This window comes from Neobacillus sp. DZ-9 (genome assembly GCF_059587065.1).
The window spans coordinates 16868-38683 of sequence record NZ_JCAIOL010000008.1; the positions used below are offsets into that span (position 1 = coordinate 16868).

Annotated in this window: 21 protein-coding genes and 1 pseudogene; 5 read left to right on the top strand and 17 right to left on the bottom strand. The window is 38.3% G+C overall.

What is annotated here, in order from left to right:
• Positions 1-196 precede the first annotated feature (196 nt).
• From AC59HZ_RS21110 to AC59HZ_RS21140, 7 genes are all read right to left on the bottom strand, one after another.
• On the bottom strand, positions 197-2332 hold the full coding sequence (locus AC59HZ_RS21110; protein WP_496547751.1) for a sigma-54 interaction domain-containing protein: 2136 nt from the start codon (positions 2330-2332) through the stop codon (positions 197-199).
• Between the two features lie 112 nt (positions 2333-2444).
• Positions 2445-2693, bottom strand: a complete 249-nt coding sequence (locus AC59HZ_RS21115; protein WP_430065263.1) for a biotin/lipoyl attachment domain-containing protein — start codon at positions 2691-2693, stop codon at positions 2445-2447.
• Positions 2694-2716: 23 nt separating this feature from the next.
• Positions 2717-3007, bottom strand: a complete 291-nt coding sequence (locus AC59HZ_RS21120) for an SAV0927 family protein (protein WP_430065265.1) — start codon at positions 3005-3007, stop codon at positions 2717-2719.
• Positions 3008-3023: 16 nt separating this feature from the next.
• The gene (locus tag AC59HZ_RS21125; protein WP_496547990.1) at positions 3024-4313 is read right to left on the bottom strand and encodes a Glu/Leu/Phe/Val family dehydrogenase; all 1290 of its coding nucleotides are present in this window, start codon (positions 4311-4313) and stop codon (positions 3024-3026) included.
• 126 nt (positions 4314-4439) lie between these two features.
• Positions 4440-5441: a nuclease-related domain-containing protein gene (locus AC59HZ_RS21130; RefSeq protein ID WP_496547752.1), complete on the bottom strand. Its 1002-nt coding sequence runs from the start codon at positions 5439-5441 to the stop codon at positions 4440-4442.
• A 280-nt stretch (positions 5442-5721) separates the two neighbouring features.
• The gene (locus AC59HZ_RS21135; protein ID WP_496547753.1) at positions 5722-7074 is read right to left on the bottom strand and encodes an APC family permease; all 1353 of its coding nucleotides are present in this window, start codon (positions 7072-7074) and stop codon (positions 5722-5724) included.
• 268 nt (positions 7075-7342) lie between these two features.
• Positions 7343-8683, bottom strand: coding sequence for an APC family permease (locus AC59HZ_RS21140; protein WP_496547754.1), 1341 nt, complete (start codon positions 8681-8683; stop codon positions 7343-7345).
• Between the two features lie 204 nt (positions 8684-8887).
• On the opposite strand from AC59HZ_RS21140, the gene speB reads away from it, so the two are divergent.
• Positions 8888-9820 (top strand): agmatinase, encoded by a 933-nt coding sequence (gene speB / locus AC59HZ_RS21145; protein ID WP_496547755.1) that lies wholly within the window; start codon positions 8888-8890, stop codon positions 9818-9820.
• 78 nt (positions 9821-9898) lie between these two features.
• Here the strand turns inward: speB and AC59HZ_RS21150 are convergent, their stop codons facing one another.
• A complete protein-coding gene (locus AC59HZ_RS21150) occupies positions 9899-10495 on the bottom strand; it encodes a cell wall hydrolase (RefSeq protein WP_496547756.1) in 597 nt (198 codons plus the stop codon).
• Between the two features lie 341 nt (positions 10496-10836).
• Between AC59HZ_RS21150 and AC59HZ_RS21155 the strand changes: the two genes are divergently transcribed.
• From AC59HZ_RS21155 to AC59HZ_RS21170, 4 genes and pseudogenes are all read left to right on the top strand, one after another.
• Positions 10837-11283 carry a Dps family protein gene (locus AC59HZ_RS21155; protein ID WP_496547757.1) on the top strand — a complete coding sequence of 149 codons (447 nt, stop codon included), beginning with the start codon at positions 10837-10839 and terminating at the stop codon, positions 11281-11283.
• A gap of 128 nt (positions 11284-11411) precedes the next feature.
• The gene (locus tag AC59HZ_RS21160) at positions 11412-12671 is read left to right on the top strand and encodes an FAD-dependent oxidoreductase (RefSeq protein WP_496547758.1); all 1260 of its coding nucleotides are present in this window, start codon (positions 11412-11414) and stop codon (positions 12669-12671) included.
• A gap of 94 nt (positions 12672-12765) precedes the next feature.
• Positions 12766-12849 carry a YjcZ family sporulation protein gene (locus tag AC59HZ_RS21165; protein WP_496547991.1) on the top strand — a complete coding sequence of 28 codons (84 nt, stop codon included), beginning with the start codon at positions 12766-12768 and terminating at the stop codon, positions 12847-12849.
• A gap of 105 nt (positions 12850-12954) precedes the next feature.
• Positions 12955-13365 (top strand): annotated as a pseudogene (locus AC59HZ_RS21170) (DUF2935 domain-containing protein); the annotation flags it as partial.
• 11 nt (positions 13366-13376) lie between these two features.
• Here the strand turns inward: AC59HZ_RS21170 and AC59HZ_RS21175 are convergent.
• The 9 genes from AC59HZ_RS21175 to AC59HZ_RS21215 all read right to left on the bottom strand — a co-directional run bounded on the left by AC59HZ_RS21175 (position 13377) and on the right by AC59HZ_RS21215 (position 21273).
• Positions 13377-13802 (bottom strand): disulfide oxidoreductase, encoded by a 426-nt coding sequence (locus AC59HZ_RS21175; RefSeq protein ID WP_496547759.1) that lies wholly within the window; start codon positions 13800-13802, stop codon positions 13377-13379.
• A gap of 1 nt (position 13803) precedes the next feature.
• The gene (locus AC59HZ_RS21180) at positions 13804-14508 is read right to left on the bottom strand and encodes a DsbA family protein (protein WP_496547760.1); all 705 of its coding nucleotides are present in this window, start codon (positions 14506-14508) and stop codon (positions 13804-13806) included.
• Between the two features lie 273 nt (positions 14509-14781).
• Positions 14782-15048 (bottom strand): phosphocarrier protein HPr, encoded by a 267-nt coding sequence (locus AC59HZ_RS21185; RefSeq protein WP_496547761.1) that lies wholly within the window; start codon positions 15046-15048, stop codon positions 14782-14784.
• 29 nt (positions 15049-15077) lie between these two features.
• A complete protein-coding gene (locus AC59HZ_RS21190; RefSeq protein ID WP_496547992.1) occupies positions 15078-16517 on the bottom strand; it encodes a glycoside hydrolase family 1 protein in 1440 nt (479 codons plus the stop codon).
• A 181-nt stretch (positions 16518-16698) separates the two neighbouring features.
• Positions 16699-17025: a PTS lactose/cellobiose transporter subunit IIA gene (locus AC59HZ_RS21195; RefSeq protein ID WP_496547762.1), complete on the bottom strand. Its 327-nt coding sequence runs from the start codon at positions 17023-17025 to the stop codon at positions 16699-16701.
• 70 nt (positions 17026-17095) lie between these two features.
• A complete protein-coding gene (celB, locus tag AC59HZ_RS21200) occupies positions 17096-18424 on the bottom strand; it encodes a PTS cellobiose transporter subunit IIC (protein WP_496547763.1) in 1329 nt (442 codons plus the stop codon).
• A gap of 37 nt (positions 18425-18461) precedes the next feature.
• Positions 18462-18767 (bottom strand): PTS sugar transporter subunit IIB, encoded by a 306-nt coding sequence (locus AC59HZ_RS21205; protein WP_496547764.1) that lies wholly within the window; start codon positions 18765-18767, stop codon positions 18462-18464.
• A 245-nt stretch (positions 18768-19012) separates the two neighbouring features.
• Positions 19013-19330: a PTS sugar transporter subunit IIB gene (locus AC59HZ_RS21210; RefSeq protein ID WP_496547765.1), complete on the bottom strand. Its 318-nt coding sequence runs from the start codon at positions 19328-19330 to the stop codon at positions 19013-19015.
• A gap of 2 nt (positions 19331-19332) precedes the next feature.
• Positions 19333-21273, bottom strand: coding sequence for a BglG family transcription antiterminator (locus AC59HZ_RS21215; RefSeq protein WP_496547766.1), 1941 nt, complete (start codon positions 21271-21273; stop codon positions 19333-19335).
• Between the last annotated feature and the right edge of the window lie 543 nt (positions 21274-21816).

Below are 21816 nucleotides of genomic sequence, written 5' to 3' on the forward strand. Positions count from 1 at the left end.
CCTCGACCATTATCAATTCCTCCTTTTAATTCCCTCACTTACTATTAATGCAAGAAGCGTGCCAAAACATAAAACCTAATAAAATTGTGCTTTTAGAAAAATTAAATTGCGAGTCTATGCATTTTTGCATAACTATAGTATTTTCTGCATAAACAAAAAACTGCTTCCAGAATAGTTATCTGGAAGCAGTTTTCACTTAAATGGTAGACAAGTTATCGATATTCATATTTTTCTCACTTAAGATTTTCTGATATTTCCTACTGACGGAAGATTGACTGATTCCCAATGCTTTTGCTGCTTTTGTAGTTGTCTTGTACTGGTTCATTGCCAGGACAATCAGTTGTTCCTCGACATGATCGATGGCTTCCTGTAACGGAATAACCCTTGTAATGACTGGCTTCACTTTTTTGTGCTCATAACCTAATGATAAAAACTGGCTGACGAATTCAGCATCAATGGCCGAATGGTCTGCTGTAACTACTAACCGTTCAATTATGTTTTGCAGCTCCCTGACATTACCCGGCCATGGATAGAATTCCATGACATTCACGGCATCTGGGGTTAAATGATAATTTCGGTCGTATTTTTCATTCAGCTTCTGCAGAAAATGGAAAGCCAGTAAAGAAATATCTTCCGTCCGCTCCCTTAATGGCGGTATATGGAGAGGAATAACATTCAAGCGATAAAATAAATCTTCTCTGAAAGTCCCGTCCTCAACCATTTTTTCTAATTTTTTGTTGGTAGCGGCGATGATTTGCACATTGACCTTGATTGGCGTAGTGCTTCCGACTGGTATAACCTCCTGCTCCTGAAGCACCCTGAGCAGCTTCACCTGAAGATGCATCGGCATCTCACCAATTTCATCAAGAAACAAAATACCTTCATTCGCCTGTTTAAAATAACCTTCTTTTCCATTCTTATCAGCACCGGTAAAAGCACCCTTTGCATAGCCAAACAATTCGCTTTCCAATAAGTTTTCAGGAATGGCCCCGCAATTTAATTTGAGGAATGGTTTTGAAGATCGTTTTCCTAACTGGTGTACCGCTTGGGCAATCACTTCTTTTCCGACCCCAGATTCTCCATGAAGGAGAACAGTTGAGGAGAAGTCGGCGATTTTCTTCACTTGGTTCATAATCTTTTCCATCTTTGGGCTGCAGTAGATCAGCTTTTTTAAGAAGCGGTCTTTAGATTTAAAATCATCTAATTCCTTCTTATATTGTTCTGATATCTTGCGCATTTCCAAAAGTTCGCTTTTTAAGCGGGTAGTCTCGGTAATATCCCTTGAAGCCACAATAATCCGGTCCAGCTCCCCCTTTTCATTAAAAACTGGATTTCCGACGGCTAGAATTTTTCGGCCTGATTTTGTTTCCTGAACAACTGATACCTTTTTTCTTTTTTCTAAAACAAGTCTTGTGACTGAAGGGGTAAACAGCCCTTGATCCTCAAAATCAAGAATATTTTTTCCAATTAATTCTTTGAGATCGACCTTCCAAAAATCCTGAATAATATTATCGCTATATCTGATTAGTTCTCCTTTAGCATTAACCACGAGGATTTCATCATATATGCTTGAAAGAATGGCATTTAAGTCTTTATTCAAGTCCTTAATATATTCAATTTCCATTGCCATTTCTTCGACCATTGGTAAATCCTGGACAACGATAATGATTCCTTCTACCACATCATCATAGTTCATAATCGGGCTGTAATCGACGAGGACACCCATTTCGTTCGTAATCTCCAGGTGATTGAGGAGGGTTTTTCCGGTTGAAAACACATTGTCAATATGCTCTTTGCTGAATATCGTTTCTGCCGGAAAATTTAAGACCCTTTCGGCGGTTGATTTAATCATTTTTAATCCGGCTTCATTACAATTGATGATGCGTTTTTCCTTATCCAGGACAAATATCCCCATCGGAATGGAAGTTAAAATAATTTTAAGCAAATCAACGCTTTTATTCTCTTGTTTAAATAGCTCGGCCAGAACATCTTCTCTTCTTATGTAACCTGAAGGTTTTCCATCCTCGCCTTTTATGATGGCAAACGGCTCCCCGATAATTTGAAACAAAACAGGCAGAGAAATATTCTCGCTTAAATGGCATATACTTTCGATGGACTTTGCTTGGTCGAGCAAAATATCTATTGAAAAATGATTCTCTTTCAGCTTTTCTAGCAATTGATTGTTTAACGATACATAGGCAAATAATTGATTTTGTTTTTCTAAGAATATAAAGGGTTCTTTTATATTGTTTAAGGTTGATTTTAATTTTGCTTGATGTTCCACTGTGACTGAAATAATTGGCTTGATTTTTTCCATAGCGACGGAAAACATATTTTTCATCCCCTTCTATCCTATCAACCTTATACTACCACTTTAATCAGAATTTTTTAAATAAAAAATCAGTAAAAAAGAAGATGCATTGTCCATCTTCTTTTTTAATCGTTTAATCACTACCAGTTATAAATAAATCTTCTTTTATATAGGCAAGGACCATTCCAGGAATAACGTTATCTCCTTCCTGTACCTCGAGTGACTCTACCTCACCACTAACACCGGTTTGGATCATCTCCACATGTCCGTCATCAGCTTTTATCATGAATAATGGTTCCCATTCGTATATTCTTTCTTCGCTTTTGATTTGAACTTTCTCAACCCTCCCGAAGCAAGGGCTTATAACCACTCCTAAATACATAGGGCTTCTCCTCCAATCCCGGCTTAATATTGTTCCTGATATGGCGCCGTTTGTAATACAAGACCAAAGAACTCTTGGAATTCTGGAATGTCCTCATGCTCGATACCAAGTTTGTCGGCCCAAAGTTCATCTGCATAGGTATCCTCTTGGCAGAGCAAGACCATGTTCGCTGTTTGTAATGAGGTTACCATTGCTTTTCCAAAAAAGTGCTCTGAATAGCCGACTGTCAAATCATAACGATGATTATTAGAAATTAAGCAAAAATAATGTAAAAGCTGGCGTTCTTTTTGTTCAGATAATATTTCTAATTTCATGGTTTATTCCTCCTTTTTAATATTTCAGCCAGCCTCTAAGTCTTGAAGCTTCAGCTAATTTCTGAATTCCTTCGATATAAGCAGCAATTTTTAAATTAACACTATATTTTTTGGAGGTGTTAAAAACATTTAGGAAACTCTGAGTAATTTTTTCTTTGAGTCTTTTATCAACGGTTTCCTCCGTCCAGTAATATCCCTGGTTGTTCTGGCACCACTCGAAGTAAGAAACGATTACGCCGCCTGAATTTGCGAGTATATCCGGAACCACGAGAATCTCACGTTCATCGAGAATTTTCAGCGCTTCTTTTGTCGTTGGCCCGTTCGCCGCCTCGATGATAATATTGCAGTTCAGACGGCTGGCATTTTGTTTATGAATGACCCCGGAAATCGCTGCTGGAATTAAGATATCGCATTCTTTTTCTAATAATTCCTGGTTTGTCATCGAGCTATTAAAGCGATTTGAAACAATCCCAAAAGAGTCTCGATTTTCAAGGAGGTATGGGATATCAAGGCCGTTTTCATCATATAAACCGCCTAGAACATCACTAATGCCGACAACTTTAGCTCCTAGATCAAATAAATATTTCGCTAAGAAACTGCCTACATTGCCAAATCCTTGAATGATAACTTTCATGTCTTTTACTGGCTTTTTCTTTAATTCGCAAACCATTTCAAGGGTGTACAAAACGCCTTTCGAGGTGGCTGTTTCTCTTCCTTGTGAACCGCCTAGTGCAATGGGTTTTCCTGTAATAAAACCTGGGGAATCAAATTCGCGGATATGGTCGTATTCATCCAGCATCCACGCCATAATTTGCGAGTTTGTATACATATCCGGTGCGGGGATATCCTTGGTCGGCCCCACAATTTGACTGACCGCTCTTACATAGCCCCTGCTAAGGCGTTCTAGTTCGTCAGGGCTCATTATTCGGGGATCGCAGACAATACCGCCCTTTGCCCCGCCGTATGGAAGATCGGTTATCCCGCATTTTAGACTCATCCAGCCCGCTAATGCTTTTACCTCTTCAGGGGTAACATCTGGGTGGAAGCGTATGCCACCTTTTGTCGGACCTGATGCATCATTATGCTGGGCCCGGTATCCTTGAAAAATTTCTGTTTGCCCGTTATCCATTCTGACGGGAATACTTACTTCTAAAAATCTCATCGGCTTCTTTAAGAATTCAAAGACCTGCGGCGGATAATTTAGGATTTGAACAGCCTCTCTGAGTGTTTCCTGAAACTCAGTTAAAGAGTTATCCTTTTCCTTTAATACCTCGCTCTTTTTCAAATCTAAAGAATCGATCGCCATCATAACACCTCATTTTTTGTTGTTACTTAAGGTAGAAGCAAGATTCGTGCCAACTTAAGAAAGGGGCAATATTGCTACTTTTTTTGAAAAAGAAATTCAGGTATTATGAAAAAGTGACTGATTTATTCATTTCTGCATAATTGGTTTTTCGTATCCTGATAAGGGGCTTTCGGGCTGATGGTATACTTGAGTTTTAAATTTTCCTGTGGTAGGTAGATTCATCGATTTTAGTAGCTTTTGTCCGATATGGGGAGAGTCGATATGTAGAAATTGGCAGAATTCCGTTTTTGTTATCCAAGGCTTGATTAATAGAAAATAATCATGGATGGCTTGAATATGTGCTTTATTGGATTGAGCATTGCACTTCGGACAATTCCATTTTCCTCTTTTATAAACCATTAGTATGGAGCAACTTTCAGGGCACTTTACACCGGTTAAAATATCATTGGGAGATAAATGGTAGGTTTTTAGGATATCAGGGTTATCTGGTGTGTGGTTGGTCAAGAGGAGACGCTTTATTTTGTTAAGCTCTTTTTTGTTTAGTTTGTCTACTTTATAATATTTTTCTATTTGATCTATTTTCTCTAAGAGGTTTTCGCTATTACAAATATGTTGAGTAATCTGTTCATTTCTAATTTCTGTTCTTATGATGGTTCTTTCATTACTATTTATAAAAAAATAAAGAATAGGGATATCGCTGCAATTATGTTCCAGCAGCCAATTTTTTAGCTTTCTTGCCTGAAGTTTTGCTTGTAAAACGGGATTTTTGATTCTTTCTTCATTCCCATTTCTTTTGCAGGTGGTTTGATTATGATCCTTTTCAAAGGATAATTCTCCAGACATGTTTTTGACCTCAAGAACGATCCCAAAGGCGGAACATAATAGAAAAAAATCCATTTGGAAGTAATATTGCCGATATAATTGGCGAAGTCCATGAAATATTAGATATTTTGAGTCGGATAGCATACTTAAGTAGAAGCCTAAAGATTTCTCTCCGCGAAAACCAGCCATTCTGCCTTTATAATCTGCCATAACTTCAGGCCATTTTGGATGAAAAGTGGATAATCTCCTAGTAAGTGCCTCTAGTTTTTCAATTCTTGGTGTTATATGAATTTCTTGAGCGAACAAAAATACCACACCCTTTCATTTTTCCACTAATTTCTTGCTCTTTCTTCCAATTTCCTGCAATAATCGACAATAATTGTGAGCACTTTTTGAACTTTTAAATTCCTTTTGGATAAGGAAAATTGTTACTCGCCTTTTTGAAGGTTTTACTCGCCAAAATTACATTTTTCTTGCCGATTTTCATTAAATACTCGCGAATCTTTCCCTTTTACTCGCCATCCCCTACCTCCCGCCACAAAACACCTAAAAGCCAGGCATCAAGCCTGGCTCAGGTAACTTTTACTTATAAAGTGGTAGGTTGCTCCGCTTCATCAAATTGAAGGTCTACAATACTCGTTTTTGAGATTTTAGTTTTAAAGGCTAAATAAATTAATCCGATGACAATCCAAGCAATTCCTCCGATGAGGGCATCCGCTTGGAGGTTGTACCACAAAATCCCCGTGGTACCTGCTCCAAGGATAGGCATAACGAGAAAGGTGAAAATATCTTTACCAGTTTTGTATCTTTTTTGACGGAAAACGAAATGGGCAATAACCGACAAATTAACAAAGGTAAACGCAATCAACGCCCCAAAGTTAATAAAGGAAGAAATAAGCTCAAGGCTAGGTGCTATCGCTAGCAATGATACTACTCCAACGAGAATGACATTAAAGGCAGGTGTCCGGAATTTCGGATGAACCGAACCAAATAGCCTTTTCGGAAGGACTCCGTTACGTCCCATTACATATAACAGGCGTGCCACACTCGCATGGGATGCCAGCCCGGAAGCGACAGTGGCTGCAAACGCACCCGCAAGAAAAACTAGTTTAAAAAACGTTCCTCCAACAAACAAACCAATTTCGGGTAAGGTATCATCCGTTACTTTAAACCCCGAAACATCTGGGAATAAAGCTTGCGCAAAGTAACCACAGATGAAAAAGATGGCTCCGCCGATAAAGACCGTCAACATAATCGCTTTCGGCATTGTTTTTAAATCAGTGGCCTCCTCAGCGTACATCGTGACGGCATCAAAACCAATAAAGGAAAAACAAACTACTGTAGCACCAGTCAAAACAGCACCAAGATGGACATTGGAATGAAAAAGTGGTTCCGTAGTGAAAATCGTCCCTTGCCCCATCCCTTGGGATAGCTTCACAAAAGCGAGGACTACAAAAGCACCAATTAAGACAACTTCAAAAATAACAAGAAGGGAATTCAAATTTGAGGTTTTACTCATACTCCATACGTTAATGCCGGTAACGACGCCAACATAACAGACAACCCAAATCCATGCTGGAACCGAAGGAAAGACGGATACCATATAAATACGGATAATCAAGGCATTCACCATGGGTAAGAGGATATAATCAAGCAATGCTGCCCAGCCAACGATAAATCCAAGATGGGGGCCCATTGTTTCTTTCGTATACGTATAGGCAGATCCAGCGCTTGGAAACACTTGGACCATTTTTCCGTAACTAATCGCTGTAAATAACATAACAGCTAATGCCGTTAGATAGGCAAGGGGAACAACACCATTTGTTTCTTCAGAAACGATCCCGAAAGTATCAAACACAATAGTTGGGGTCATATAGCCTAATCCAAGACCAACTATGGCCCAGAGTCCGAGTGAACGTTTAAGGGTTACATTCTCCAATTTGAACAACTCTCCTTTTTTAAAAAAAAATAAATGTAAGCAGTTTCATTTTTTGTTCAAATCAATATGAATACAAATAGAACCTCCCCTTCAAAATAATTATATTACTATTCAAAATAGTTGCAATTTTCATGCCAATAATTTTTATCTAAGGAAATCATAAAATAATCCTTAAATCTATGAAATTTTGCATAATCTAATCTTATTTGCATAAACAAGAGCATCAAAAAAGCCTTCAATCTAAAATGATTGAAGGCTTAAAAGCTCATTATGCTTCTTCTGCTTTAAATTGTGGCGGCGCTGCCCGAAATGCTTTTGTTAGATAGAGCAAATAGACAAAACCTACCCCAAACCATATAAGGCCCATGGTCAAGGAACTTATCTCAAGATTTACCCACAAGATTCCTACTGCAGCGGCCCCAATTAATGGCATGATGACGTAATCAAAAAACCCTTTTGGAGTCCGATGCATTTTTTGCCGAACGGCAAAATGACTAATAACCGAAAGATTTACAAATGTAAACGCCATAAGGGCGCCAAAGTTAATTAACGACGTAGCAGTGACCAAATCAAAGAACCAAGCCGATAAGGAGATGGCACCGACAAAAATAACATTAAATGCCGGCGTCCTCCATTTCGGATGGACAAAGCCGAACCACTTCTCCGGAAAGACTTTATCCCGTCCCATGACATACAAAAGTCGGGATACACTTGCATGTGAAGCAAGTCCTGATGCCAGAGTATTGACAAAGGTTGTACATAAGAAAATCGATTGAAACAGCTTTCCCCCCACATATAGAGCGATTTCCGGCAGGGCTGCATCGGGATTTTTGAATCTTGAAATATCAGGGAAGAATAACTGAATAAAGAACGATGTGGTGATAAAGATGACTCCCCCCCATAAAGCTGTTAAAAGGATCGCTTTTGGAATTGTTTTTTCAGGATTTGGCGTTTCCTCAGAGAGGGTTGTAACCGCATCAAAACCAAGAAAGGAAAAACAGAGAATCGTAGCTCCTGTAATTAGGATAGGAATGTTCATCCCTTCTAGAAAAAAAGGCTTCAAGCTAAGGACGGTTCCGGCTCCTTCTCCTCTATTTAGCCCTTTAACGACAAGGATAATAAAGACGATCATAATCATGATTTGCACGGCCACAAAAATCGTATTAAAATTTGCCAGGATATTAACGCTTCGTAAATTAAGAAAGGTAACGATTCCGACAAACACTAATACCCAGAAAAAATCAGGAACGGATGGAAACAAAGCATTTAAGTACAGTTTGGTTAATAATGCGTTTACCATTGGTAAAAATAAATAATCAAGTAAAGACGACCAGCCAACAAGAAATCCTAAATGACCGTTTATCGCCTTTTGCGTATAAGTATAGGCCGAACCCGCCTGCGGAAAAACCTTAACCAGTTTGCCATAGCTTGCCGCCGTGAAAAGCATGCCGATCAATGCAACAATATAGGCGCTTGGCACGTGACCATTGGTTATTCCTGAAACAATTCCGAACGTATCAAATACAACCATGGGGGTCATATAAGCAAGCCCCATAATAACAACCTGCCAAAGCTTTAAAGATCTTTTCAACTTTACGCCATTTTCCACCTATCATACCTCCCCTTTTTTAAACCGCTTTCAATTTAAGAGAACCCCTTTATCATCCTTTTAAAATTTTTTATTCCCCCTTATTTTTAAAATCAGTTTGTAAGTTTGCAATTTCCGTGCCAATCATGAAGAGTTCCCTCCTTTTATTTGGCATAAAACTTGCATTATTTAATTTAGAAAAAGCAGAAATGGGGGAATCTAAATATGCAATATCCTTTATCACCAGACGTAAAACCTGAATTTTGTACGACAGGCACGTTTATGAGACTGCCTTCCACAAGAGAAAATGCGAAATTAGCGATTGTCGGTATGCCGTTTGATACTGCCGCATCCTTCCGTGTTGGGGCCCGCTTCGCACCGCAAGCCATTCGTCAGGCATCGATGACCTTATTCCCGTACCATCCGATTCACAAGGTGTATCCGTTTGATGATTGCAATGCCATTGATATTGGCGATGTTTCCGTGATCCCTCATAATATCCATCGCAGTTACGAGGTCATTGAAAAAGCAGTCATGGAATTGATGGAAAAAGGAATCATTCCCATTGGGCTTGGCGGAGATCACTCTGTGACATTGGCCAACTTAAGAGCAGCTGCCAAGGTGCACGGACCAGTTGCCTTAATTCATTTTGATTCCCATACCGATACATGGGATACCTATTATGATGAAAAATATTGGCACGGTTCTCCTTTCATCCGAGCCTACGAAGAAAATCTGCTTATTCCAGATAAGGTATTTCAGGTGGGGATTCGGGGTACACTGAATCATCCAGGCGATATTGATGCTAGTAAGGACTTGGGCTACCATGTCATTACCACACCTGAATTAAAAGAACGCGGAATAGAGGATGTTATTAGAGAAATCAAACAAAAAATTGGGGATACTCCTTGCTTCCTTAGCTTTGATATTGATTTTGTCGATCCTTCCTGTGCTCCCGGAACTGGGACACTTGAGGTCGGCGGATTAAATAGCTTTGAAACCTTACAAATTATCCGTGCCCTAACAGATTTTAATTTTATAGGTTTTGACTTAGTCGAAGTGCTGCCGCCATACGACACAACACAAATTACTTCCCTGCTCGCTGCCACTATCATTCATGATTTTGCTAGTTTAGTAGCTCTTAAAATGAATAAATAAATACAAAAAAGCAGTGGATTCCCTTTTGAAATCCACTGCTTTTTGCATAAAAATCTATTTTTTTTGGAATGTTAATGGTTATCTTGCAAATCGATGATTTCCGATTGTTACCGTAACAGGGCGTGTTAGAATCCATTGACTTTGCGCTGTTTTAGGGTTGTAGAAAAATAATGAGCCGCTTCCTTTTCCACTAAAAGCGATTGCTTCATTAACAGCTCTCTTTGAAGCATAATCCGCTGGCTGATTAATCTGACCGTTTTGGACAGGAGTAAAAGCATAATGCCCATTTGCAATTTGATAGATAACTCCACGAACTGTATTTGGGAAGTCAGGGCTTTTTACTCTATTTAAAATGACTGTAGCAACTGCTACTTTCCCAGCATAAGGTTCTCCCACCGCTTCTGCACGGACTAGACGTGCCATTAGATCTTTCTCTGCTGCTGTATAAGGAGAGTTCGGGATCAACATATTTTGCCCTGCATAAAGTGGCTTAGATTGATTAGCCACCATTAAACTATTTAAAGGTACACCAAAACCTTTTGCAATTTTCCAATAAGTTTCTCCAGACTGAATTTTATGAGTTGTCGTAGCTGCTTCTGTCTTTCCATTTACCGTAAATGCTGACATTGATAAGATAAGACCAGCTGCAATTACTAGTTTTTTAAATTTGTTCATTTGAAAACCTCCTAGATTAGTAGCTCGTTTCTCTACAACTAAGGCTACCAGTTGTAACATACGAATTCATTAGCCAAAAAGTGGAATGCAGAAACAAGCAAAGCGACCGCCTGATATCATAGCGTTCCTCACCAAAAAGGAAGGTCTATCCAATTCATATTAATCTCCATAAAAATGCTTTATTGGATAATGGAGGGTATATTATTACATTTTGTTTCAGCCATGTAACATGGTAAATGAGAAACATTCACCAATCTGACAATAATTCCCTTGAAATCATACAGGATTTCAAGTGTATCTTTGGAAATAATATAAAGAGATGATAAAAAGGAGGATTTTTTATGAATAATCAATTAGTGGACGTACTTAACAAACAAATTGCCAATTGGTCTGTATTGTATATGAAGTTACATAACTATCATTGGTATGTGAAGGGCGAGCAATTTTTCACACTCCACGCCAAATTTGAAGAGTTTTATAATGAGGCTGGGCTCCATGTCGATGAATTGGCAGAACGGTTGCTTGCAATTGGAGGTAATCCTGTCGCAACCATGAAAGAATGCCTCGAAATCTCATCTATCCAAGAAGCAACAGGCACAGAACCGGCTGAAGATATGGTTCAATCGATTATTAACGACTTTTCGATTATCATTGGTGAAATAAAAGAAGGAATGAGTTTAGCTGGAGAGTTAGATGATGAAACCACCGGCGATATGCTGCTCGCTATCCATTCCGGCTTAGAAAAGCATGTTTGGATGCTGACGGCGTTCCTTGGAAAAACACTTTAATTAACTTAAAGTCCAACATTAAATTGTTGGACTTTTTTTAAATTAGAATTATTATTAAAAAGGTTTGACTTTTATTTAGTATTAATATTATTATTGTAATTAAGAAAAACTTTTAGGAGGTACCCTAAATGTCCAAAAATGAAGTCATCGTATATAGCAGCTCAGGCTGCCCTTATTGTGAAAAAGTAAAATCGTATCTAAAAGAAAAGGGAATTGAATTTGAAGAACGTAATGCCTCGATTCATAAAGAATATTTTGATCAGTTAAAGGAACGGAAAATTTTCGGAACACCCGCAACCTTTATTAATGGAAAGCTAGTTTTAGGCTTCCAGGAGAAAAAATTTATTAAACTTCTTGAGTTGTCAGAAGAGGACAGGCCAGCATCAGCAGAACCCCCGCAACCTGAAAGTGAAGAATCCATTTTCCAGCCAGTTAATGAAAAGATCCTTGAGGAAGTCTATGACTTTGTAACCATTGGCGGAGGACCTGCTGGAGCGTCTGCTGCTGTTTATGCTGCCCGCGGTAAATTAAAAACTCTTGTTATTGATAAGGCACCAAAGGCAGGAACATTAGCGATTACTCATAAAATCGCTAACTATCCAGGGGTGCGTGAAGAAGTAACAGGTCTTGAACTGCTGACAAGAATGCAAGCACAAGCAAAAGACTTTGGGGCAGAATTCGTACGCTCTACTGTTCTTTCCGTTGATTTTTCAAATGAAATCAAAATGATAGAAGTAGCTGAAGGAACGATTAAGGCTAAAAGCGTTTTTATTGCCGTTGGCGCAAAAGCTCCATCTAGTAAGATTAATGGTGAAGAAGAATTCACCGGCCTTGGTGTCAGCTATTGTTCAACCTGTGATGCCGCCTTTTATCAAGATCAGGTTGTCGCTGTTGTTGGTGATAATGACGAAGCTATTCATGAGGCAGAAACACTTGCGAAGTATTGCAAAATAGTTAAATTATTAATTCCTAAGGAACAGTTAAAGGGGGAAACCGACCTTTCATCCCTAGAAGATAATCCAAAGGTCGAAATATATCGACGTCACCGAGTCAGAGAAATAACTGGTACAGATAGTGTTGAGAAAATAGTTATTCTAAATGATAAAAAAGAAGTGGAAACTTGGAATGTCGATGGTATTTTCTTATACCTTGGCGGGATGAAACCGGGGACTGATTTCCTAAATGGAGCCGTCATGAGAGATGAGGAAGGTTATGTGATAGTTGACGACCATCTTCGTACAAATATTGATGGGGTGTTTGCAGGTGGCGACGCTAGAAGAACACCGATTAAACAAGCCGTTATTTCTGCAGCCGATGGTGCGATTGCAGCATTAAGTGCCGAACAGCACGTCAACAAACGAACAAAACTAAGACCGCAATATAGTTAATTTCATTCTTTTTTTCTGCGATTCAACGTTTGTCCATTTCAGAGTTTCTCCTATTTGCATAAATTGTAATTATTAAATAGGAGGTGACTTTGGAATGGGACACAGTAGCATGAGCTTTGCTCTAATCGTTGTATTGTTTATCCTTTTAATCATTGTTGGTGCATCTTTCGTGTACTAATCCTGGCAAAGGCCATTACACCTTAATAAAAAGAGGGGCGGTAAAATCTCATGGTTTTACTGCTCTTTTTTTTCTCTTTTTCAAGTTCTTTGTTGAAAAAAACATGCGATTATTAAAGAAAATGTCTTTTGGCTAAAAATCATGATGGAGCACTCACGTTTTATTGCATCCCTGCTCGATCAATCGGAACGGAATTTAGTTAGAGTAGCACTAAAATTTGGGGATGATTTTGAAGTTCTCCTCAACCAGGCAAGAGACGTGGAATCGATGCTGTATAAGAAAAAACCAACCTACCCGATAATTGGCAAGCTTAATAAAGATAGTGAAAATGCAGCACAGGAGATTCGTGCCTTTAAACAGGCCGGACTGGATTTCATTAAAAACTGTCAAATTAAAAATGTCATTGACCCACTACTTGCTGACCATGTACTTAGGGAAGCTGATCATTTCTTGCAAATGGTCCATGTTTTAGAACAACGATTAAAAGTCAAACAACAAGAACAACAGCATATGTAGAAAAAAAGAGACTATCCTTGGATAGTCTCTTCTTCCTTTTGACTGCGAGCGAGAATCACTAAGCTGATCGTTATGGTAATAAAAGCAATCAGCGCTAAGAGAGGAATCGTTATAAATCCCAGCCAATTGATATAGTCCTTTGAACAGGGAACCCCGCTTGTACACATTTCAAACTGTTGTAAATAAGGAATCTTTTGCAATAAAGTATGGTAGCCTGAGATTAGGATTCCGATGATTGACAGCGGCAGTACATATTTATAAATTCCTCTATCGTTTCGGTAGACAGCAATTCCCAATATGATGGCTAGCGGATACATGAATATCCGCTGGTACCAGCAAAGCGTACATGGAACGAAGTGCATGACTTCACTAAAGTACAAGCTGCCGAGTGTTGCAATTAAAGCAGCAACCCACGAGACTAATAAGGATTTATTCATGCTATTTCCCCTTCGCGGCTTTATCAACCATCTTTTTTAAATCGTCCATACTTCCGCCTTCAAACTTCTTGCCATTTACAAAAATGGTTGGCGTTCCTGTTACACCTAATTTTCCAGCATAATCCATATCCTTTTTCCATGCAGCATCCGATTTCTTTGCCTGGAAGTTTTGGACAACCTTATCCACTTCTTTGTCGCTGGCTACTTCTTTCAATGTATCTGTTAAGAATTTTTCTGTATATAGATCGATTTTTTCATATTTAGTATCTTCTGGCTGTTTTTTGTAAAGGAGATCATGGAACTTCCAAAACGTATCGTTTCCTAATTCCTGATAAACAGATTCCGCAAATTTAGCAGAGCGTTCAGAATCAACATTGATAAACGAATCATTCATAAAATACAATTTAGCTTTTCCTGTATCCACCAAATCTTTTTGAATCAGAGGAATTACTTGATCAGCAAAGTTTTTGCAATTTGGGCATTTATAGTCGCCAAATTCAATGATAGAGACGGGTGCAGATTTATTGCCCTGGAATGGCTGATTAGCGTAATCAATTTTTTCGGATGCTGTATTATCCTGATCCTTATTATGATTTCCGAATAAAATAAGTGCCAATATTCCAACCGCAACTAGACCGACTACCCAGAAAATAAACATCGATGATGAATTCTTATTAGTTTTAGTGTATTTTTTGTTATTTGCCATAAACAGACTCCTTATGTAAATTGTTGTCCTTGATAGTATAAATATTACCTATCCTTATTAATAAAGCAAATAATAGGTTTTATTTTGTTACAAAAAAAATACCATTTTAAAATGGTATTTAGATTACTTTTAAAGGAATTATTTTGTTAATTATTTATCTTCCAATAATGACCTCTTAAACTCATTAATTCATAATGTGTCGGGTAGCATTCTGTATGGTAGAAAGCCGATGAGCAATCTCCCTCATTGTAAGATCTTACAGTGTGGGGGGCTTTAATTCGCTAAACCTTCATTTTTCAATACTTCTTCTAGTTTTTGAATCGCAGCATCTCCGTCTATGCCTTCTGCTGAAATTTTAATATCAGCTCCGCTAGGGATCCCTAAAGACATGACACCCATAATAGATTTCAGGTTTACTTCCTTTTCTTTGTATGCTAGCGTTACATTCGCTTTAAATTGGGAAGCAGTACTTACTAGAATCGTTGCCGGGCGGGCATGTATACCTGTGTTATCTATTACAGTGAATGTTTTTTCAACCATTGTTTTTTGTCTCCTTTTGTTCGATTTTATTATAAGATATCACCATTGCTATCAATTACATCTTTATACCAGAAATAACTTTTCTTTTTAATGCGTCGAAGGTCATTTTCACCCTCTTCGTGTTGGTTGACATAGACAAATCCATATCGTTTTTGGAAACCGTTTAACCAGCTCAATAAATCCGTAAAAGACCAAACACAATAACCCAACATTTCCACTCCGTCTGTTATCGCCTCCTGAATCGCCTTTATATGAGCCCGGATAAAATCAATCCGGTAATCATCATTGACGATATCGCCTTCCTCGACTTTATCGAAGGCACCTAAACCATTTTCACTTATTAAGATTGGCAGGTGATAACGATTAGTGATTCTGCGAAGCGCAATTCTTAATCCTTGTGGGTCAATATTCCAATCCCAATCCGTTTTTTCAAGATTTGGATTCTCGACGGTTTTAAACATGCCAGGAATTCCGGTATCCTTGGAAGTCCCTTTTTTCCCAGTGGTATTCATCTCACCGGCACCAACTCCGCCCATTAATGGGTTTTCTTCATAGGTGGTAGTCTGATAATAATTTAATCCCATAAAATCAGGCGTTCCAGCACGTAACAATTCAAAGTCGCCCTCTTCAATCGTTGGTGCTAGGCCATTTTGTTCGAGAAAATTCCAGGCGGCCGTTGGATATTTTCCCCAAGCATAAATATCCATCCACCAATGGTTGTTTAGCTCCTCGGCATTTTCAGCAGCAAGGATGTCACTTGGTTTCGAGGTTAATGCATATGCTGGACTATAGGCAAAGCTAGGACCAATCTTCCCATCTGGAACATACTTACGGAATTCCTTAATGACACTAGCATTCGCCAGATTTGCATGGTGATTAACTTGATAGAATAACTTGTCATCCTTTACCCCTGGAGGATGGGCTGCCATCCGGTAGCCAAACATGGTAAAAATATTTTGCTCATTCAAGCTGACCCAGTATTTTACCCGATCACCAAATCGTTTAAAAAGTTCAACACTATAGTTCGTGAAATCTTCGACGATTTGCCGCGATTCCCAGCCCCCATACTCATCTTGAAGTGCCTGCGGTAAATCCCAGTGATATAACGTCAAAACTGGCTCAATGTTATTTGCCTTTAGTTCATTAATTAACTGATCATAAAATTCTAAACCTTTTTCATTTAATTGACCTTTTCCGCTTGGGAATATCCGTGTCCAAGCAACAGAAAAACGATAAGCCTTCATTCCCATCTCAGCCATTAATTGGACATCCTCTTTATAGCGGTGGTAATGATCTACTGCCATATCCCCTGTTGTTCCTTTAAATGTTTTTCCGGGAATTCGGACAAACTTATCCCAATTGGAAACACCTTTTCCATCTGTATCCCATGCACCTTCGACTTGATATGCAGCAGAAGCAGCACCCCATAGAAAACCATCAGGAAATGGCATTAATGCTTTATGTATCACCATCATCACTCCTTCACATTAAAATAATAAAGAAACTCGCAGACTGGCGAGCAACAAGTCCTTCGACAAAAGAGAGTTGCCCTAATGAATAATAGGAAAGAGATTCTGCCATCTAGAAAAAAAGGAACAGAATCTAGTTTTTTATATACAAACGTAATATTCCATGAAGCTATTCATTTCATTATTTTACGTTTTGCAAGTTTACCCTTTCGTACATATCCACAAACTCAGCAGCTAAATCTTTAATCGTAATCGCATTCATCAGATGATCCTGGGCATGAACCATTAATAGAGAAATTTCTGTTTTTTCGCCACGTACTTCTCCCTGAACAAGGTTTGTTTGAATTTTATGGGCCTCAATCACCGCATCACTTGATTCCTTTAGCTTCTGTCTAGCCCCTTCAAAATCTCCGGTTTTTGCTGCAGCAATAGCTTCCATTGCTGCACTTTTTCCATTTCCTCCGTGAAGAATAATTTGAAAAATAACTGTTTCTAAGTTTTCCATCATGTTTCCCTCCAAGTAGTGGTTAGAAAAGATATCCCCCAATGAATGCCTAAATGGGGAATATCCAAGTTAGTTAAGATGCTTTTTTCGTATCAAATCGACTTTCTTCTGTTAATTTTTGCTTATCCCAAAGTTTAAAGAATGGCAGATAGATCGCAAAAGCAATGGCCATATTAACGAGTTGTAAAACAGCTCCAGAGAGTTTACCACCTGTCGCTAAGAATCCACCAAATATAGGAGGCGTTGTCCAAGGAAGCGATATTCCTACAGGCTTTGCTACTAACCCCATTTGCATCGCAAGGAAGCTGGTAGTAGTGATTGCGACTGGAACTAGAATAAACGGAATAATCATGATTGGATTCATAACAATTGGCATCCCGAAGATTATCGGTTCATTGATATTAAATAATCCTGGTGCAATACCTAATCTGCCTAATGATTTCATTTGATTACTTTTTGCCGTAAATAACATGGCAAGAACGAGCGCCAGAGTTGCCCCTCCACCACCGATTAAGACGAAGATATCAATAAACTGCTGCGTAACGATATTTGGTACTTCATTCCCTGCTTGGAAAGCAACACGGTTCGCATCCATTGCTGACAGCCATATTGGTCCCATCACTCCACCTACGATCGTTTGACCGTGTAAACCTGTGGACCATAGCATTTGGACTAGAATTAAAGCTAAAATTGTTCCCCATAATGTACCACCTAAAGCACTAAGCGGATCTTGTAATAATTGAGTGACAACATTGTGAAGACTTTCAAAGCTTGTTTGTTCCACTAATAAACGTAACAACCAAACAATAATAACAACAATAAAACCAGGAATTAAGGCAACAAATGATTTACTTACTGCCGGCGGAACACCGTCAGGCATTCTGATCACAATTTTCTTTTGAATAATGAAGCGATATATTTCCGTAGAGATAATAGATAAAATCATTGCAATAAAAAGACCTTTACTTCCAGTTAATGCTGTAGGAATCGCCCCACCAACCATGATGGCTTCTGTCGAACCATCAGGTGTAAAAGAAACTTTGTATGGGGTAGCTAGCAAAAATGCAACTATCGAGATAATCCCTGCTGACAATGCATCAACGTTATACTTTTCAGCTAAGCGATACGCAATGGAAAATGCTGCCACTAGAGCCATAATATCAAATGTTGCTCCCACTGGATATAATAATTTCCCTAACCATTCATCTCCGAATATACCTGCCATGAAATCAGAGTAGCCATCAATTGGAATAAAACCTAAGATTAAAAATATCGACCCAATAATCATCAATGGCATCGTGGCAACTAGTCCGTCTCTCAACGCTTGCAGGTGTCTTTGACCAGCGATTCGGCCAGCAGTCGGCATAACTTTTTCTTCTAAAAAAGCTGTTAGTTTATTCATCCGCTATTTCCCCTTATTTTTTTTATTTGTCCAGAACCTATTTTTTAGCTAATTGGATTGCTGCTTTTAATACCTCTGCCCCATTAACCATTCCGTAGTGAACCGCGTTAATCGCATCCACAGGGACATTATTTTCTTCTCCTAACTTTTTCATCGTTGGCAGCATAAAGCGTACTTGAGGCCCAAGCAATAGAACATCCGCTTGATCAATATGGTTTTTAACTGCGTCGACACCCTCTGCCCAAATTCTACATTCAAGTCCCTGTTCCTTAGCGGCAGTTTCCATTTTTGTTACTAATAAGCTAGTAGACATTCCTGCTGAACAGCATAATAAGATATTCATTTTTAAATCCTCCTTAGATTTTTACAAGAGATGTAGTTTAATGTGTTTATTTCAAGATGGTATGTAGCGCTATTAGATGATTTTTTGCTTCGCTCTCTCGATAGCTTTATTTTATTTTAGAACCGCTTTCATTTACACATATCCTTTTTCCGTTACACAACGGAAACAATTGTTCAAAATTGTGTAAAAAATCCAGTATATCTTTTTCAATAGAGGAAAATGTGAAAAGGATGAGTCGGTATCACTCATCCTTTTTGTTTCGAAGCTATTAATTTTTCAGCAAACCTTAGAACTTCCTTCCCATTAAAAGTGCCATAATGTACTGTATTAATTATTTCAACGGGAATCCCTTTTTCTTCACCTAACTGTCTAAATTCAGGCAGGAGATAGCGGAAATGTGGTCCGATCAATAAGACATCTGCCTTTTCAATTTGTTTGCGAACAATATCTATCGGAACGGCCCAAATATTACACTGTATTCCTTGCTCCTTTGCACTCTTTTGCATTTTGGATACTAATAAACTTGATGACATTCCTACAGAACAGCATAATATTATATTCACGCCTAATATCCCCCGGAAATAGAATCTTTTTGAAAAATGGTTTGAAATTCTTTGTACGTTTTACATTTAATAAGCTGCTGGACAACTTGACTATTATCAATTATTTCGACTAAATGATCATACATAGACTGAAGCTCAAGGCTAGAATTTTTTTCAACATTTAACAAGCAAACAAATTGAACCCTCTTCCCGCCCCAATCAATCGGCTTTTGTAACGTACATATTGTCCAAAAGGTAGAATCGGTTTGCGGAGTAACCGGATGAGGAATCGCTACAAAATTTCCATAGCTGGTTGGCGAAAGAGCTTCTCTAGCGAACACGTTATCCAAATAATGTTCATCTACGAGTCCCATTGATTGCATATGTACAACTAAGAATTTCAAAACTTCCTCTCTAGTTTCAAAAGACTTCTGTAGAAAAACCAATTCTTCCTTGATAAATTCAAACTTGTGATCCACTCCTTCTATTAATAAATGTTCAATCTTTTCCAAATCCCTGCCGCCAAGAATGGTGTTTACTTGTATAACCGGAATAGGCAAATGCATTGAAATAGGAATCGTGCTGATGAGGAAATCGATGGTGTGCACGGAAATTTGGTTTATCATGTAAAAATTGGTTGTCCCGACTATGTTTATTTTCGCCCCGAATTTGGATTGGAGCTTCGAAGCTAATAACCGAGCACTGCCGACACCAGACGCACACACAATAATGCATCTTTTCGGTGGATGCACTGCCTTTTTATTTTCCATTGCTGCACCTAAATGAAGAGCTAGGTATCCCATTTCATTTTCATTGATGTCAATCATTAATTCCCGTTTAAGAACCATTCCAGCAATTATCGCAGCCTGAAAAGCGGCAGGATATTTCGATTTAATATCTTCAATTAAGGGGTTGGGCAAATTAATTCCATATTGGAAACGGTGAATGGCAGGGCTTAAATGAAGACAAATGGCAACAAACAGCTCCTGGTCATCCTTTATCTTTAAGCAAAGTTCCCGATCAATGGTTTCTAAAATCTCCTGAACGATTCGATAGATTTGATGATCAAAGATACCTTGAATATTAACTTCATTCAAGGGAAGATGTGTCACCATTTTTGTACCGAGTAAATGAATCGTTATATAACCAACTTCCGTTTCAGGGAAATCCACTTCTAATTCTTTTTCCAGCTGGTTGACTATTTCCTGAGCCACCGCATACTGCTTTTGTTCCTTCAATTCTTCTAGCTCTTGAGCAAGAGTCACATACTTTTCGTCTTTTATTCGGTTATAGGCAATCGCAATATGAATAACTAGATTATTTAAGCCGATATCTGATAGGGCAATTTGAGTCAAGTTAATCTGTTCAAGAATAATACTGCGAATAATCGTTAACGCTTCTTTTGAAAAAATCGAATCATTTTCACTGTCGACATCCAGTTGATTCTCGATATGATCAAACAGATAGTCAGCCATGCATAGGCGGAGTTTGAATTCGGTCCCGTTCAATTTCAATCCGAAATTCGGGCGCTTACTAAGCGTAATTCCATAACGGTGGAATTTGTCTTTAACATCCTTTAAATCGTTTTGTAATGTGGACTTACTGATAAATAATTCCTCCGCTATATCATCAAGTTTAATGTACTCGGTAAGTAAAAGTCGTTTGATAATATACTGAACTCGTCCTTCAGGAAGCGTCGGAATCTCAATATTATTGTCTTTTTCCGTAACCTCTTGTACCAAATGGCGAAATAATTGATCATCATGAACAAAAAGCTGGTATCCTGTACCTCGAATAGATTTAATGGAAGCACCAAAATCGGAAACAGTTGATTCCAAGTCTTTCAGATCATTTCGAATTGTTCTTGATGTGACATCAAGAACATTTGCTAGATATTCACTTGTAAGAGGAGTATGCGCTTTCATTAATTCATGTATGATAACAGTCATTCGAGCATTTAGCATTAGAATTCTCGCTCCCTACAAAACTCAGCTTGATTAATTTTTATATTTTATCATACTAGTTTACTAAATTAACTATAAATTTCGAAAATAATAAGACTATAATTTTTTCCAGTAGAAGAAAGTAATATTCCCTATGACTTCCTTTATACTCCGGAAAAAGGATGTGTGTAAAATTATTCATTAATGGACTAATGTAAACCTATGCAAACTTTTCAAATCGTTATTGGAGCTGAAATCATAAAAATAATGAATGTTTTAATTTTGGAGGAATATCTGTATGAAAGATTTGGTCTGAAAATAAATCTTTCTAGAACTATTTTAGAAGGAGTTGGTTACTGGCGGAGTAGCTGATGGGTGGACCTGTTGGATTAGGCAGTGTGGTTTTTATATTTTTCCTTGGTACCTTAATACAAATTTGCAATAGAAGTGCCGAAAGAATTCTTTTAAAAGTATGGCTGTGTTAAAGGCCATTGTTGATTTTTAACACTGTTGATTGGAGCGAAGTGCCTGGAGCGCAAATCAACAACTAAGTTTAACAGAGCA